This window comes from Phyllobacterium endophyticum, assembly GCF_003010935.1.
Taxonomy (GTDB): domain Bacteria; phylum Pseudomonadota; class Alphaproteobacteria; order Rhizobiales; family Rhizobiaceae; genus Phyllobacterium; species Phyllobacterium endophyticum.
Window position 1 is genome coordinate 1,024,035 of record NZ_PGGN01000001.1, and the last position, 15,451, is coordinate 1,039,485.

General features: G+C 55.1%; 12 protein-coding genes and 1 tRNA gene. 8 read left to right on the plus strand and 5 right to left on the minus strand.

What is annotated here, in order from left to right:
* Window positions 1-606: 606 nt before the first annotated feature.
* From CU100_RS04780 to CU100_RS04790, 3 genes are all read right to left on the minus strand, one after another.
* Window positions 607-975: a response regulator transcription factor gene (locus tag CU100_RS04780; RefSeq protein ID WP_106715351.1), complete on the minus strand. Its 369-nt coding sequence runs from the start codon at window positions 973-975 to the stop codon at window positions 607-609.
* Window positions 976-1,058: 83 nt separating this feature from the next.
* Window positions 1,059-1,703 carry a response regulator transcription factor gene (locus CU100_RS04785; RefSeq protein ID WP_210204074.1) on the minus strand — a complete coding sequence of 215 codons (645 nt, stop codon included), beginning with the start codon at window positions 1,701-1,703 and terminating at the stop codon, window positions 1,059-1,061.
* On the minus strand, window positions 1,700-3,211 hold the full coding sequence (locus CU100_RS04790) for a sensor histidine kinase (RefSeq protein ID WP_106715353.1): 1,512 nt from the start codon (window positions 3,209-3,211) through the stop codon (window positions 1,700-1,702). Before CU100_RS04790 ends, CU100_RS04785 begins: the two co-directional genes overlap by 4 nt.
* Window positions 3,212-3,489: 278 nt before the next feature.
* Here CU100_RS04790 and CU100_RS04795 point away from each other — a divergent pair, with 278 nt between their 5' ends.
* From CU100_RS04795 to CU100_RS04810, 4 genes are all read left to right on the plus strand, one after another.
* Window positions 3,490-4,059, plus strand: coding sequence for a Dps family protein (locus CU100_RS04795; protein ID WP_106715354.1), 570 nt, complete (start codon window positions 3,490-3,492; stop codon window positions 4,057-4,059).
* The gene (locus tag CU100_RS04800) at window positions 4,056-5,279 is read left to right on the plus strand and encodes an oxalate decarboxylase family bicupin (RefSeq protein ID WP_106715355.1); all 1,224 of its coding nucleotides are present in this window, start codon (window positions 4,056-4,058) and stop codon (window positions 5,277-5,279) included. Before CU100_RS04795 ends, CU100_RS04800 begins: the two co-directional genes overlap by 4 nt.
* A gap of 73 nt (window positions 5,280-5,352) precedes the next feature.
* Window positions 5,353-6,177, plus strand: a complete 825-nt coding sequence (locus CU100_RS04805; RefSeq protein WP_106715356.1) for a formate/nitrite transporter family protein — start codon at window positions 5,353-5,355, stop codon at window positions 6,175-6,177.
* A gap of 37 nt (window positions 6,178-6,214) precedes the next feature.
* Window positions 6,215-8,536 (plus strand): FdhF/YdeP family oxidoreductase, encoded by a 2,322-nt coding sequence (locus tag CU100_RS04810; RefSeq protein WP_106715357.1) that lies wholly within the window; start codon window positions 6,215-6,217, stop codon window positions 8,534-8,536.
* 563 nt (window positions 8,537-9,099) lie between these two features.
* Here CU100_RS04810 and CU100_RS04815 read toward each other — a convergent pair.
* Window positions 9,100-9,175: transfer RNA gene (locus CU100_RS04815), tRNA-Thr, on the minus strand.
* A gap of 269 nt (window positions 9,176-9,444) precedes the next feature.
* On the opposite strand from CU100_RS04815, the gene CU100_RS04820 reads away from it, so the two are divergent.
* The 3 genes from CU100_RS04820 to CU100_RS04830 all read left to right on the plus strand — a co-directional run bounded on the left by CU100_RS04820 (window position 9,445) and on the right by CU100_RS04830 (window position 13,186).
* The gene (locus CU100_RS04820) at window positions 9,445-9,933 is read left to right on the plus strand and encodes a (2Fe-2S)-binding protein (protein ID WP_106715358.1); all 489 of its coding nucleotides are present in this window, start codon (window positions 9,445-9,447) and stop codon (window positions 9,931-9,933) included.
* 84 nt (window positions 9,934-10,017) lie between these two features.
* Complete coding sequence (locus CU100_RS04825) at window positions 10,018-12,363, plus strand: xanthine dehydrogenase family protein molybdopterin-binding subunit (RefSeq protein WP_106715359.1); 2,346 nt, start codon at window positions 10,018-10,020, stop codon at window positions 12,361-12,363.
* 13 nt (window positions 12,364-12,376) lie between these two features.
* A complete protein-coding gene (locus CU100_RS04830) occupies window positions 12,377-13,186 on the plus strand; it encodes an FAD binding domain-containing protein (protein ID WP_106715360.1) in 810 nt (269 codons plus the stop codon).
* Window positions 13,187-13,192: 6 nt separating this feature from the next.
* Here CU100_RS04830 and CU100_RS04835 read toward each other — a convergent pair whose 3' ends face one another.
* Window positions 13,193-14,155, minus strand: coding sequence for an NAD(P)H-dependent flavin oxidoreductase (locus tag CU100_RS04835; protein ID WP_106715361.1), 963 nt, complete (start codon window positions 14,153-14,155; stop codon window positions 13,193-13,195).
* 238 nt (window positions 14,156-14,393) lie between these two features.
* Here CU100_RS04835 and CU100_RS04840 point away from each other — a divergent pair, with 238 nt between their 5' ends.
* The gene (locus CU100_RS04840) at window positions 14,394-15,449 is read left to right on the plus strand and encodes a hypothetical protein (protein WP_106715362.1); all 1,056 of its coding nucleotides are present in this window, start codon (window positions 14,394-14,396) and stop codon (window positions 15,447-15,449) included.
* Window positions 15,450-15,451 lie beyond the last annotated feature (2 nt).

Below are 15,451 nucleotides of genomic sequence, written 5' to 3' on the forward strand. Positions count from 1 at the left end.
ATATTAACTTTAATTAATTTGCACAATACGGCGGGATATTATAATATTTACTTGTAGGTCGGGAACCGCCGGCATTGAGTAATACAATGTGACAGGACGGAACTGGACGATCTTAGGAAGAAGGGTGACGCTATTGCCCTTGTTACTTGTGGAGGCGCCAAAATGCGCTCGCTAATCATTCGGACGGCAATCGCTGCCGTTTTCATCTCAACTCCATTCGCTGCCGCTTTTGCCGCTTCAGGCGGTTCACACGGTTCCCACGAATCGGGGGGGGCTCGCGCTTCCCACGAGAGCCGATCAGCCACCAGCGCCCGTTTGGATCGGTTGGACTCGGAACACGAGTCATACGAGGGAACACCCAATCCCGATTATCTCTTCAAAAGCCGCATGGAGAAGCAACCTTCGGAAAAGCCCATGGCCGCACGAGATTCGACGGATCCGTTGCGCTAAGGTATCGAGGCTGACCGAAAGATACGGTCATCCACGATAATGAGCATCGAAACGCCCTTCAAATTTGGAGGGCGTTTTTTTGAGTCAAGGTACAATGGCCGCGTCGCCGGTATGGCGCTTTGGACCATGAGACAGCCGCAACTGATGAACCGGATGCTACCTGGTTAGTGCATGATCGATGCAATCGATGATGGCTTGGCTTTCAAATGGTTTTCGAAAGAAACCCTTTGCCCCAGCCGCCATCACCTTCTTGTGGATTCGTTCATCTTCGAACGCCGTAATGAAGATCACCGGAGTTGGGACGCCAATCTTGAGCAGGATATGGAATAACTCTACCCCGCCCATTCCGTCCATTTGCACGTCGGTTATCAGGCAGTCGATTTCGATGTGAGCCCTTTGCGCGAGGAACGCTTCTGCGGAAACAAATGTATAAACGTTAAGCCCATGTGAGCTTATCAGGTTCTCCATGGCGGCGCGGAGCGACGCGTCGTCTTCAACGACGGCTATGGATTTCGAACGGTGCACCAGCAATCTTCCAAGTAATAAAACCTGTGACTATCGGTGAATTAGATGCACTAGCCGGGAACAAGAAGATATCATACTCATGTTTAGGTTTTGCCTGACTTGTCTAACACAGGCCGAAGCGCCTCGTAGGCCTTGACGAGTTCCGCTAGTGTCCGAACGCCCATTTTCTCCATAAGATGACCACGGTGAATTTTAACGGTTATCTCGCTGACACCGAGCTTGCCTGCAATCTGTTTGTTCATCAAGCCGCTTGTCACCAGAGCGATCACCTCACGCTCACGAGCCGTCAGGCTTTCATACCGCGTCATCAGTGCAGAGCGCGCGCCGTCACTTTCTCGGCGAGATCGATCGAGGGCCAGTGCATTGGCAACCGCATCAAGCATGTCCTGATCCCGGAACGGTTTGGTGAGAAAGTCGAGAGCACCTGCTTTCATGGCCCGTACTGACATCGGAACATCACCATGCCCCGTCATGAAGATGATGGGGATATTGTTACCCAGTTTCGCCAATTGATTCTGAAAATCAAGGCCGCTGACACCTGGCAGCCGAATATCGAGAACAAGGCAGCTCTCGGCAGAAATCTTGGCTGGGCGAGCGAGAAGTTCCGCCGTTGAGCCAAACAGTTCCACGCGCATGCCCACAGATGCGAAAAGGTTGCCCAAGGCCTCTCGCAAATGCTGATCATCGTCAACGACGAAGACAATTGGCGTTGTGAGTTCGGCCATCATCCGATCTCCCTGTTGAATGGAATGGTGAATTCGAATGTGGTTCCCGCTCCGGGTTCCGAACTTGCACTTATGCCCCCGCCGTGCACGGTCAAGATTGACCGACATATCGACAGACCCATGCCCATTCCGTCCGGCTTCGTTGTATAAAACGGATCGAAGAGGTTACTAGAGATCTCAGGAGGAATGCCCGGACCGGTGTCATGCACACTGAACAGGACCGCGCTTTCCTCTCGCGAGGATCTCACCAGTAGCTCTCGCCGGCTCTCAGGTACATGCGCCATGGCTTGAATCGCGTTCAACAACAGATTGAGAACAACCTGCTGCAGCTGCACCCGATCACCGACGACCTTTGGCAGATCTTCTGCAAGATCCACTCTCAAACTCACCTGGTTTATATCGATTTCGCGTTGCAGCAGCGTGATTGTCTCCTCGGCGACCTCATTCAAATCAACATTGTCGGGGTCTGGGGGCGACTTGACCGACAATCCGCGCAAATGCTTGATGACATCGCTGGCGCGGGTTGCATCGGCTACCATGGATTCCATCGACGATTGTACTTTCGTCAGATCGGGCACTTCTCGCTTGAGCCAACGCAGGCCAGCTCCTCCGTTTGTGACCACAGCTGCCAAAGGCTGGTTCAACTCATGGGCAATGGATACCGTCAGTTCTCCAAGGGTAGCGACGCGCGCGACATGCGCCAACTGACTACGCGCCGCATGGAGTTCGTTTTCAGCTTCTCTTCTTGCTGTGACATCCATGATGCTGATCAAGACCATGTCGAGAGCTGGCCGATCGAAGGGCACCGCTACATTGTAGAGAAAAATCAGTTGGCGACCGTCCGACATCTTCAAAACGGCTTCGGCTTCATAACTCTGGTTTCCGGCCCATAGGGACGCCAGCAACTTCCATACTTTTCCCTCCATATCCTCACTAACAAGTGACGGCAGCAGCAGCTCAAGAGCGCCAACATTTGGGGCGTTGAACATGTTCAGGGCAGTATTGTTGGCATTGGTCAGCTTGAACATTTTCAAGGCACTGCGGGCAAAGCCGGGCTCGCGTCGCTCGATATCATCAATGCGTTGCACATTGTTGGACTTGTACCTGTCAAAAGCGTTTTTTAACCCTGTGAAGTCCATCTGAAGGATACCGACACCGGTCGCCAAGAATATCGACCGGTAACGCTGCTCGCTATCAGCCAAAATTCCAATCGCCGCCTTTACCCTGAAAGCGAGAAAAGTTGTTATTCCGATAGCAGCGAGGCTGACCAAGCATCGTCCAATGGAGTCAGCCGGGAGTTGGTGCCCATGTGACAGCAGGAAGCTAAGGAGCGTCAGCCCCATACAACCGGCACCAATCGCCACAAGCTCGATCTTTCCGGCGAAATTGAGCGCGAGCAGTACGACGACGACGTAGAGAACAGCGATGGCGATGTCAAACGTCGTCAGAGTATCAAGAATGAAAACCGCTACAGCTATGACAGCTGCAGCTAGCGGTGCAAATCTCGCCATGCGAAAGTCCCCAAATAGCCGTTCCGACCGGCCTATATCAGATTGGTTGCATGGCTGCACAATCTTAAGTAGCGCGAAGTCGCTGAAAATTTCAGGCGCTCCCAGCGGTGTTGCTGTTCGCCTCGCGCACGCCAACACCTCGAGCCGATGTAAAATTCTCCGTCCTATACTCAAGTATAACTTAATCGAAACGAGTATCCACTGTCAGCGCGAGCAAGCTTGTCCTAGGGTCAATTCAACAGACAGCAAACATACGCAGAACAGGAAAGGGCCGTTGAATGAGCCTGTCAATTCATACAGATAACCATGTGAGGTCACCCTACCCAAGTGATGCTGCCGCCGAAGTTTCGGCGGCCCTGACGACCCTGCTTGCGGACACGTTCGCCTTATACCTAAAGACGAAAAGCTTTCATTGGCACATGGCCCCGACGGGTTTTGGTATCTTTCAGCCTCTGCTGGACGAACAAGCCGAACAGATACTTTCGATTACAGACATTATCGCCGAACGTATCCGCGAACTCGGAGGCACAACTCTCCATTCGATTGGTCATATCGGGCGTCTTCAAAGACTTGCCGATAACGACACCGACTATCTCACGCCCGCAGAGATGTTGACCGAACTTGCCAGCGACAACAGGCAGCTCTCTTCATTCCTGCGCACCACCCGCGATGTCTGCGACATGCACTGGGATTTCCAGACGGCAGAATATTTCGAGACATGGATCGACGAGGCCGATGGCCGAACCTGGTTTCTCGTCGAAGCGTGGCGTGCGCACCTCAGGTCGATCCCCACAACGGCTGCGGCACTGCAGGCGCCAACGACACTACCTGAAAGGCTGACAAAATGAACGCTTTCAACCGTCGTGAGGCACTCCTGGCACTATCTGCAGGAGGCGTTGTTGCCGCCACAGGGACAGCGAGTTTTGCCGCGGGCTTGCCCCAACCGCAAGGTTCCCACGTGGGCGGCGATGACCCTGGGCCGCGAAATCCCGATCGGGACGTCCAAAATCCCGACATTCTCAATCCACCGGCTACCGATGCCGGCACCTTGCCCAACCTGCGCTTCTCCTTCGCGGATGCGCCGACAAAACAATACGCCGCGGGCTGGACCCGCCAGGTTACGAAACGGGAACTTGGAATATCCAAGAGCATCGCCGGTGTTGATATGCGGCTGAACGCCGGCGGTGTTCGAGAGTTGCACTGGCACAAAGAAGGCGAATGGGCCTACATACTTTATGGAACTGCCAGAGTTACAGCTGTCGATCCCGATGGCAGAAATTTCGTCGGCGATCTTGGTCCTGGTGATATCTGGTACTTTCCATCCGGTACGCCGCACTCCATCCAGGGGCTTGGGCCCGACGGTTGCGAATTTCTGCTTGTTTTCGACGATGGCGGTTTTGATGAAGACAGCACATTCCTGCTGAGCGACTGGTTCCGGCATATACCCAAGAGCATTCTGGCCAAGAATTTCGGCGTGCCTGCAGCTAGCTTCGATCATCTCCCGGCACCCAGTGACCGCTACATCTTCAATCTGCCCGTTCCGGGGAGCCTTGACAGCGACAGGATTGCTGGCGCGACAACAGTCCCAAACGGGTTCGTACATCGGATGAGTTCACAGACTCCCATAAAATCCGCCGGAGGCACTGTGCGCATAACAGACTCGCGCAATTTTCCCGCGGCGAAAACGATTGCCGCAGCGCTTGTGGAAATCGAGCCCGGGGGCATGCGAGAGTTGCACTGGCACCCGAACACCGATGAATGGCAATACTATATTCAAGGCATCGGACGAATGGGTGTGTTTGCGGCCAACGGTGCCTCTCGCACGTTCGATTTCGCAGCCGGGGACGTAGGCTATGTGCCATTCGCGACGGGTCATTACGTCGAAAACACTGGCGACAAGCCGCTTGTGTTTCTCGAGATGTTCAAAAGTGACCATTATGCGGATGTGTCCCTCAATCAGTGGCTGGCGCTAACGCCACCAGAACTCGTCTCGGGGCATCTGAATTTCGACGCTGCGACTATGAAGGCTTTAAAAGCAGGCAAGCAGCCCGTCGTGGGTTCCGCTTAGCCGAGGGTCGACGCCACAAATCTTGGCGGAGCCAAAAAACATCTCAATGACACTACTCCCTAGGAAAACTGCCATGTACGAAGAAGCAATTTCCAGACTTTCCGAATCCGGCAGGTCAAAGTCCAGCGCACTAACGGCTAACCCGATTTCATTCATCGTCGGCTCGGCGATGGCGGGTGCATATATCGGCTTCGGCGATATCATCATGTTTACCGTCGGCGCTCATGCCGATCCTGCGTGGAGTCATCTCGTGATGGGTGCCGTTTTCGCGTCGGCACTCACGATCGTCATCTTTGCCGGGTCTGAACTTTTCACAGGTATGGCCATGTATATGCCGCTTGCCCTTCTGAGCGGCAAGACTGGTCTGATTGACCTCCTGCGTGTTTGGATACTGTGCTGGCTGGGCAATTTCGCTGGAGCATTCTTGCTAGCCGTGCTTTTTAAACTTGGCGGGGGAGGTGTCCTTCTCGGCGACGGCAGTCCGGCTTTTTTTGCAGCGGTTGCGGCAAAAATCAGTGCCCCGGCCCATGAGCTTTTTGCACGCGGCATCATATGCAACTGGCTGGTTTGCCTGGCAATCTGGATGGCTTATCGAACTGAAAACGATGCTGCAAAGGTCTTCTTGATATTCTGGCCGATCATGATTTTCGTAGCCGCTGGTTTCGAACACTGCGTGGCGAACATGTTCGCTTTTTCACTGGCACTCCTCGGCCCTCATCCTGCGACCATCAGTGTATACGGCGCGTTGCACAATCTGGTATTTGTCACCTTGGGCAACATTGTTGGCGGCGGGATCATGGTGGCCGGCGGATACTGGGTGCAATTCGCAGGCACTGCACAGGCCACTTCAACGCTCGCGGCGCGCCGGACAACTCCTCCGGTCAGCAGGAATAGCTGAACACACCCTATCAACACTGTTCGAAAGCGAATTTACCATGGCCAGCAAACGACCCGACGGAATTGAAAGATATGATGCGCCTGCCGGAGGTTGGGGAGCGTTGAAGGCGGTAGCGGAGAGCCTCTCACGACAGCAGATCGTTGCGCAGGGCGCTGCGACACTCTTGAAGGTCAATCAACCCGACGGATTTGACTGTCCGGGCTGCGCATGGCCTGATCCGCGGCATACATCGTCGTTTGAGTTCTGCGAAAACGGTGCCAAGGCTGTAACGTGGGAATCGACCGCCAAACGTCTGACACCTTCATTCTTTGCATCTCACACTCTCACAGAACTGTGGGATTGGCATGATCATGAGCTCGAAAATCAGGGGCGGCTGACTCACCCGCTGATCTATGATTCGTCTTTGGACACCTATGTGGAAATTCAATGGGACGCCGCCTTCCGGATCATCGCCGCGGCGCTCAATGAACTTCCCGAACCGGACATGGCCGAATTCTATACTTCTGGCAGGGCTTCGAATGAAGCCGCGTTCCTCTTTCAACTTTTCGTGCGGGCTTACGGGACTAATAATTTTCCCGACTGTTCCAATATGTGCCACGAAGCGACGAGCGTCGGGCTGCCGCAGTCGATCGGCGTTGGCAAAGGCACTGTCACGCTCGAAGACTTTGATCATGCCGATGCGATCTTCAGTTTTGGGCACAATCCCGGTACTAATCATCCACGCATGATGACGACGTTGCGGGAAGCCGCAAAGCGCGGCGTTCCGATAGTCGTATTCAATCCGCTCAAGGAGCGGGCACTTGAGCGATTTGCTTCACCTCAAAGTGCCGTCGAGATGGCAACTTTGTCATCGACAGAGATCGCATCGGCCTATCACCAGGTGCGACCAGGAGGCGACGTTGCAGTTCTCAAGGGAATGATGAAGCGAATTTTCCAGCGCGACAGACAGGACATTGACAATGGCGGAAGCGGCCTGCTCGATCGCAGTTTTATCGCCGAGCACACGGATGGCATCGATGCCTTGCAAGCCGACATCGATGCGACTGCCTGGGAGGATGTCGAGGCGATCTCGGGTCTCACGCAGAAGGCCATCGAAAGCGCGGGCGACGTTTACCTGAAGGCCAGCAATGTCATTCTCTGCTACGGCATGGGGATCACGCAGCACAGGAACGGTACTTCCAACGTGCAGCAGATCGCCAATTTTCTGATGTTGCGCGGAAATATCGGTCGCCAGGGCGCCGGCATATGCCCGTTGCGAGGTCATTCGAATGTTCAAGGTGATCGCACCGTAGGTATCACCGAAGCGCCCAGCGCCGCCTTGCTTGATGGCATGGAACGCGCCTTTGGTTTTCGCCCGGTTGCGGGAAAAGGGCACAATGCTGTTGAGGCGATTGAAGCTATCCAGGATGGCCGGTCAAAAGCACTCATCTGCCTCGGTGGGAACCTCGCTGTGGCAATGTCCGACCCCGAGGCGACTTTCGCCGGCATGCGCAAGCTTGATCTGGCGGTTCACCTAACGACCAAGCTCAACCGTTCACATCTGCTAACCGCGAAGACGTTGATCTTGTTGCCTGTACTCGGCCGTACGGATTCGGATGTTCAAGCGACCGGTCCACAATCCGTGACCGTCGAGGATTCAATGTCGATGGTCCATGCATCGCGAGGCTTTCTGAAACCGCCCAGCGAAGAGGTTCGTTCTGAACCGGCTGTAATTGCCGGTATCGCAAAAGCCACCCTTGGAAGCCGGCACGCCATTGCGTGGGATGCAATGATCGAAAACTACGACAGAATCCGTGACAAGATCGAGGTCGTTTTTCCGGACTTCCATGATTTCAACGCAAGGATACGGCAACCAGGCGGGTTTCGTCTGAGCATTCCAGCTTCCAACCGCGATTGGCGAACCCCAGCCAGGAAAGCCCAGTTCCTGGTCACCGCAAGCCTTGATGAAGATCCTCAGCTGTCGGATCCCGACCTCCTTACTTTGACGACCATTCGCAGCCACGATCAGTATAACACTACCATTTACGGTATGGATGATCGCTACAGGGGCGTGTTCGGGCGGCGAGATGTCATCTTTCTCAATAGCGACGATTTGGCCAGCAGGGGTTTGGCTGACGGAGATATACTTGACGTTGAAGCAGCCCGTAACGCTGCTGAGATCGATGACCGCCGACGCCTGGTCCGCCGGCTCACTGCAATCGCGTATAATATCCCGCGCGGTTCCGCAGCCGGATACTACCCGGAGATGAACGGCCTGATCGCCTTGTCGCACTACGACCGTCGCTCCGGAACTCCTGGATTCAAGTCGATTCCCATCCGCATCAGGCTTGCGACTGCGCCGGATGGAGGTCGTGTGTGAGGTGCCTTTTGTGTCGTCAGTAACCGCCCAGTCTTGCTCTTTCAACAGGCCTAGGACGCGACGGGATCTTCTAGTAGTTCCAGTCAGGGGTCGTAGAACGCTTTTGGCGATCTGTTCTTCCCGGCGCGTCCGACCATGATCAGCACAAATTTATGGCTTTCAATTGGAGCATGGCCAGCTTTGCCCTCCCCGGGGCGTGGTGCGTTACGCCGGTGCGGTACAGACAGCTTCGTATTAGAACTAGAGGCAAAAGGGTGCCGAAATCCTGCCCCTCACTCCACGAACATCAATCGTGTTCATCGACGCGACAGGCAACAAAGACTGCAGCGATCCCATAAATCCGACGTTTGGACGCGGCGCTGCATTAGGAGCCGGTTACCGACGCTAATCAAGAAACCGTGGCGCAAATTGAAGCGTAAGAAGCTCGGAGTCGCCTCAGAACCGTTTCGCGCAATTGAGTTGACAGGCGAAGCCAACTGTCACGCAAATATCAGCTATAAATCGGTTGGAGCTTTTGTAGGTCGCGGTAATGAGTGGTAGCAATGCAGTCGCAAAGCTGAAAATGGTGCCGCTTAGGTGACTCGAACACCTGACCCCATCATTACGAATGATGTGCTCTACCAACTGAGCTAAAGCGGCGGGGAACATGTTCCCGATCCTTAAATCGGCCATCACGATGTACCGGCGGATGACGCGCCTGATACCTTCATTGGACAACGATTGCAAGCCCGGAGATGGCAAGAGGTTATGTTGATGGCGCCATAGATTCCCCTTCCGCTTTATGGGAAGACGCTCATTTAGAATTTTTCTATTTTGCCGATAGACAAGTCCGCCGGAGCAGTTAATCTTTGATCGAGGACCTGTGAGGCCCGGAAGAGGCACGTCGGTCAATGTTCTGGGAGGGACCTATGGCTAAAGTGGAACTGTTTGTGAATGGCCGGGCTGTCAAAGGCGAAGCCGAAGATCGCGCGCTGCTCGTACATTTCCTGCGTGAAAATCTTGGCCTGACTGGCACCCACGTAGGTTGTGACACATCACAATGTGGTGCCTGCGTGGTGCATGTCGATGGCAGGGCGGTCAAATCCTGTACAATGCTCTTGGCCCAGGCCTCTGGCTCCTCGGTAACCACTATCGAAGGTCTCAGTCAAAATGGCGAATTGCACCCGCTTCAGGTTGCGTTCCGCGAAAACCATGCACTTCAGTGTGGATTTTGTACACCTGGTATGATCATGAGTTCTGCCGACATGATCAGGCGCCATCCGGAGGGGCTTGATGAGGCGACTGTGCGTCTTGAGCTTGAAGGCAATATTTGCCGCTGCACTGGTTATCACAACATCGTCAAAGCCGTGCTCGATGCATCGGACAAACTCCGCAAGGCGCCAAGCGAGGCAGCCTGAATAGCTGAATTCAGTTTAGCAGCCGTTTGCCGAAGTCCCACCTCAGGTTTTCGGCGAAGCGCCTGCAGCAGGGAGAGATAAGCCATGGGTGTTGAAGGTATTGGAGCTCGCGTCCTTCGCAAGGAAGACAAGAGATTTATGACAGGCAAGGGCCGCTATACCGACGATATGGTGGTGCCCGGCATGAAGCATGCGGTGTTTGTGCGCAGTCCCCATGCCCACGCAAGGATCGCCGGAATAAACGTCGAGGAAGCCAAAAAGATGCCTGGCGTCATCGGCGTCCTCACCGGTAGTGAATTGAAAGCGGACGGCATCGGCAATCTCATTTGCGGTTGGATGATACATTCCAAGGATGGCAGCCCCATGAATATGGGAGCTTGGTCGCCGCTGGCGACTGACACGGTCCGCTATGTCGGAGATGCGGTCGTGCTCGTAATAGCTGACACCAAGGGCGAGGCGCGGGATGCTGCCGAGGCCGTCGACATATCCTATGATGAACTGCCCGTAGTGGTGAATGCAGTCGAGGCGCTCAAGCATGGTGCGCCGCAAATACATCCGGAAGCGTCGAACAATATGATCTTCGACTGGGATCTCGGCGATGAAATGGCGACAAACGACGCCTTCGCCAAAGCTGTGCACGTGACGAAGCTCGACATCGTCAACAATCGCCTCATACCTAATGCTATCGAGCCGCGGGCTACTCTTGGTGTGTACGACGCTGCGGAAGATCATTATACGTGCTGGACGACTTCACAAAACCCGCACGTCGCTCGGCTCGTGATGAGCGCTTTTTATAATGTTGCACCAGAAAATAAGCTGCGCGTCATTGCGCCAGATGTCGGCGGCGGGTTCGGTTCCAAGATATTCATCTATCCAGAAGAGGTCGTCTGTCTCTGGGCTTCCAAGAAGACGGGCGTTCCCGTCAAGTGGGTGGGCGACCGCACCGAAAGCTTCCTGGCCGATGCGCACGGCCGAGATCACGTCACCCATGCCGAGATTGCTTTCGATCAGAACAACAAGATCCTTGGATTGAAGGTCCAGACGATTGCCAATTTCGGCGCCTATATGTCGTTGTTCTCAAGTTCGGTACCGACCTATCTCTATGCAACGCTTCTCTCCGGCCAATATGATATTCCGGCCATTCATGCGAACGTAAAGGCGGTTTATACCAACACCGCGCCAGTCGATGCCTATCGTGGCGCAGGGCGTCCCGAAGCCACTTTTGTGCTTGAACGGATTATGGAAACAGCGGCGCGGGAACTGAATGTATCGCCGGCCGAGCTTCGTCGGAAGAACTTCGTTCGCACATTTCCCCATCAGACGCCCGTGATCATGAACTATGATACTGGAGACTTCGACGCCACGCTCGATGCTGCCATGCAAGCGGCGGATTACGCCGGGTTCGAGCAGCGCCGCCAACAGGCAGCAAAACGTGGAAAGCTGCGCGGTATCGGCATGAGTTGTTACATCGAGGCATGCGGTATCGCGCCTTCGGCGGCAGTAGGTTCCCTGGGTGCAGGTGTCGGGCTGTGGGAAAGCGCGGAAGTTCGCGTCAATGCGGTGGGGACAATCGAAATCCTTACCGGCTCGCATTCACACGGGCAGGGGCATGAAACCACCTTCGCCCAATTAGTAACGGAACGCTTCGGCGTGCCGATTGAAAGTGTTTCGATCGTGCATGGCGACACTGACAAGGTGCAGATGGGCATGGGAACCTATGGTTCGCGCTCAGGTGCCGTTGGCATGTCGGCGGTCGTCAAGGCTCTGGATAAGGTAGAGGCGAAGGCAAAGAAAATCGCAGCCCACCTGCTCGAGGCGGACGAAGCCGACATCGAGATCAACAACGGCGACGTCAGGGTGGTAGGCACCGACAAGTCTCTGCCTTGGTTCCAGGTGGCGCTGGCTGCCTACACCGCGCACAACCTGCCCTCGGGCATGGAGCCTGGGCTCAAGGAGGGCGCGTTCTACGACCCCGCCAATTTTACTTTCCCCGGCGGCTGTCATATCTGCGAGGTGGAAGTCGATCCCGAGACAGGGGTGACGGAGATAGTGCAATTCGTCGCCGCGGATGATTTCGGCAAGATAATCAACCCGATGATTGTCGAGGGGCAGGTTCATGGGGGGCTGGCGCAGGGTATTGGACAAGCATTGCTTGAGGGCACGCATTACGATGCAAGTGGCCAACTGCTGACGGCGAGCTACATGGACTATGCGATGCCGCGGGCATTTGATCTGCCGTCGTTCAGAATTTTGACGACCGAAACGCCCTGTCTATCCAATCCGCTCGGCATTAAGGGGTGCGGCGAGGCAGGGGCAATCGGCTCGCCGCCAGCTGTGATCAATGCACTGACCGACGCTATTGGCAGCAACGAGCTTTCGATGCCGGCAACGCCGCAAGTCGTTTGGAACGCCATTCAGGCCATCAAGTAAGGGGGCACGTGCCATGTATGAGACAAAGTACCACCGTGCTACCTCTGTTGAAGCGGGTGCAAGGCTCATGTCCGAGGCGGAAGACGGCAAGTTTCTAGCCGGCGGAATGACGCTCATCCCGACCATGAAACAGCGCTTGGCGTCGCCGAGCGATGTAATCGACCTGAGGCGAATCGAAGCAATGAAAGGTATCGTAATCAGTGGCCGGACGGTGCGCATTGGCGCAGCGACGACCCATTACGATGTCTCCATCGATGAGGAACTGGCAAAGATTTGCCCGGCCATCGTCAGCCTTGCGGCTCATATCGGTGATCCGCAAGTTCGCAACATGGGAACGATTGGCGGGTCGATCGCCAACAATGATCCTGCTGCCGACTACCCATCTTCCATGTTGGCGCTGGATGCGATGATCATTACCAATGAGCGCTCCATTCCCGCATCGGATTTCTTCGTTGGTCTTTTCGAGACGGCGTTGGAGCCTGGCGAAATCATAACGGCAGTGGAGTTTATCGCGCCGGATAGAGCAGCTTACAAGAAGTTTCCCAATCCGGCTTCGCTTTACGCCATGGCGGGGGTATTCGTGGCCAGGTCCGGCGATGTCATTCGCGTTGCGGTGACTGGCGCGGGCGAAAACGGTGTCTTCAGGCTCATAGATGCCGAGGCAGCTTTAGCCAGCAATTTCAGCTCTGCGGCACTCGACAGCCTCATAGTGAACCCGGACGGCCTCCTGTCCGATATGCATGCTTCTGCTGACTACCGAGCCAATCTCGTGAAGGTCATGGCGAGACGGGCGATTGCGGAAATCGCGAACAGACCGATGTAGCTCTGTTTACGTGGCGCAGAGTGCTGCCTTGGCCGCGTGATATTCCCTTTCCAGGCGCGCAACCAAGTCGCTTGTGGGGACGATCTCCTTGATTGCGCTGATTCCCTGACCGCATCCCCAGATGTCTTTCCAGGCCTTGGCCCCGGTTGTTGCGGCCTCGAAGTCCATCTTTGTGGGGTCCGCATCGGGTAGATGGTCGGGATCCATTCCAGCTTTGGCTATGGAGGGTCTCAAATAGTTGCCGGCGATGCCGGTGAAATAGTTTGAATAGATGATGTCCGAGGAAGCGGACTCGACGATCATCTGCTTGTATCCCTCGACCGCGCGCGCCTCATCGGTCGCGATGAAAGGGGAACCGATATAGGCAAGGTCGGCTCCCATGACTTGCGCTCCGAGAACTGCTCTACCGGTGGCGATGGCGCCTGATAGAAGCAGGGGCCCGTCAAACCATTCGCGGATCTCCTGCACAAGGGCGAAAGGCGAGAGCGTTCCGGCATGCCCGCCAGCACCAGCTGCAACCGCTATCAACCCATCGGCTCCTTTGCGTATAGCCGAGTTCGCATGACGATTATTGATGATGTCGTGCAATACGATACCGCCATAGGAGTGAATGGCCTGGTTCACTTCCGGAACTGCACCAAGCGACGATATAACAATGGGTACCTTGTATTTTACACATGCCGCCAAGTCATGTTCGAGCCGTTTGTTCGACCTGTGGACGATCTGATTCACGGCGAAAGGCGCGGCAGGGCGATCAGGATTTTTCTCGTCGTGACTGCGCAGGTTCTCCGTGATCTCAGCCAACCAATCGTCAAGCTGGGTTTCCGGACGGGCGTTCAAAGCGGGAAAAGAACCGACTATTCCGGCTTTGCACTGCGCGACCACCAGACCTGGATGGGAAATGATAAACAATGGAGCACCGACCACCGGGATGCGAAGCTTTGACTCGAGAATCTCCGGCAAGGCCATATTCAGCTCCATATTTGACGTTCGCGTAAACGTAACTCTTGTACCAGACCTTCCGAATTGGGCAAGTCAAACCTTGTTTGCTCACTTTTGCGCAATTTGCGGCGGAAACTCAGCAGGTCCATCAGCGTTCACAACGTTTGGCTGGCCATCATTGCGCCGCGAGAGTCTTGAATAAGCAGTGGGATGCGTTATGGCTAACCTGCAACCGTGAGGCCACATCAGAGGGATAACCGTCCAGTTGGAAGCGATCGAACATGCAATCCGAAATGCGTTGGCCAAGGCCGATTTCGGAAATCCTGCGATCCGGCAGAAGGTCTACGAGTCGGCTTGGAGTGCGCATGAGCGCTCGCTAGCAGCTAACGGAGCGCTGGACGATGAGCAGCGAGACGAGCGTCGCGAACGGTTGAAAGATGCAATTACACGAATTGAGAATGAAGTTCAGTCGACAGGTTCAGTAGCGCCGCCTACTGCTCCGGCTCCCATCGCTGAAAGACTCGAACCGGTACTTTCTCAGCCTGAACCATCTACAGCAAGAGTTGAGCCCTCTATCGACACTTTGCGGGAGCCTGAACTGGACGCGCCTGAACCGGCATCCGACCGGTCGGCCGTTGCTGACAATTATCGCCCGGACCGGCTGCGTCCAAGATTAAAACGGAACAAGGAGCGTAAGAAGGCGAGTGGCATTGCCAAGCTCGCAATCACCCTCGTCATACTCGCTCTTGCACTCGGCCTTCTATGGCTCGTCGCGTCGGGAACTATAAATACAAAGCCGTCGAGCGTTGCTCCAAGTACGGGTAATCCAGCTACAACAGGTAGTCATGAACCGCTGAAGGAGGGCCAACTGCCATCGGAAGGCAGCTGGATCACAATCTTTGATCCGTCCGACACGACCCAGGTCTCGGTCTCAGGACGCGCAACGGCGACGATCACGGGCGACCAGGTCGCGAAGTATTTACGCATAAAATCACCGGGCGAATCCGACGAGATTATTTTCCAAGTCGGTCAGGGCGTTCTCGAACAGCTCGCCGGCAAGAACGCAATGTTCGATATTGTCGCCAAGAGTGAAGACGGAACTCGGACGCAGATGGCGGTAAGTTGCGATTTCGGCGCCCTTGGTGACTGCGGCCGCACGAGGTTCGATGTTTCGGATGCGAGCGGCGAATATCTTGTGCAGAAACAGTTCCCAGCAGACGAGAGGCCGTCTGCTGGCGGCTCCATCAAGATCAATTCGGATATAGCCCAGACTGGACATTCGGTGGATATCATTTCCATTCGTGTCCAGGTCACGAATTAGCA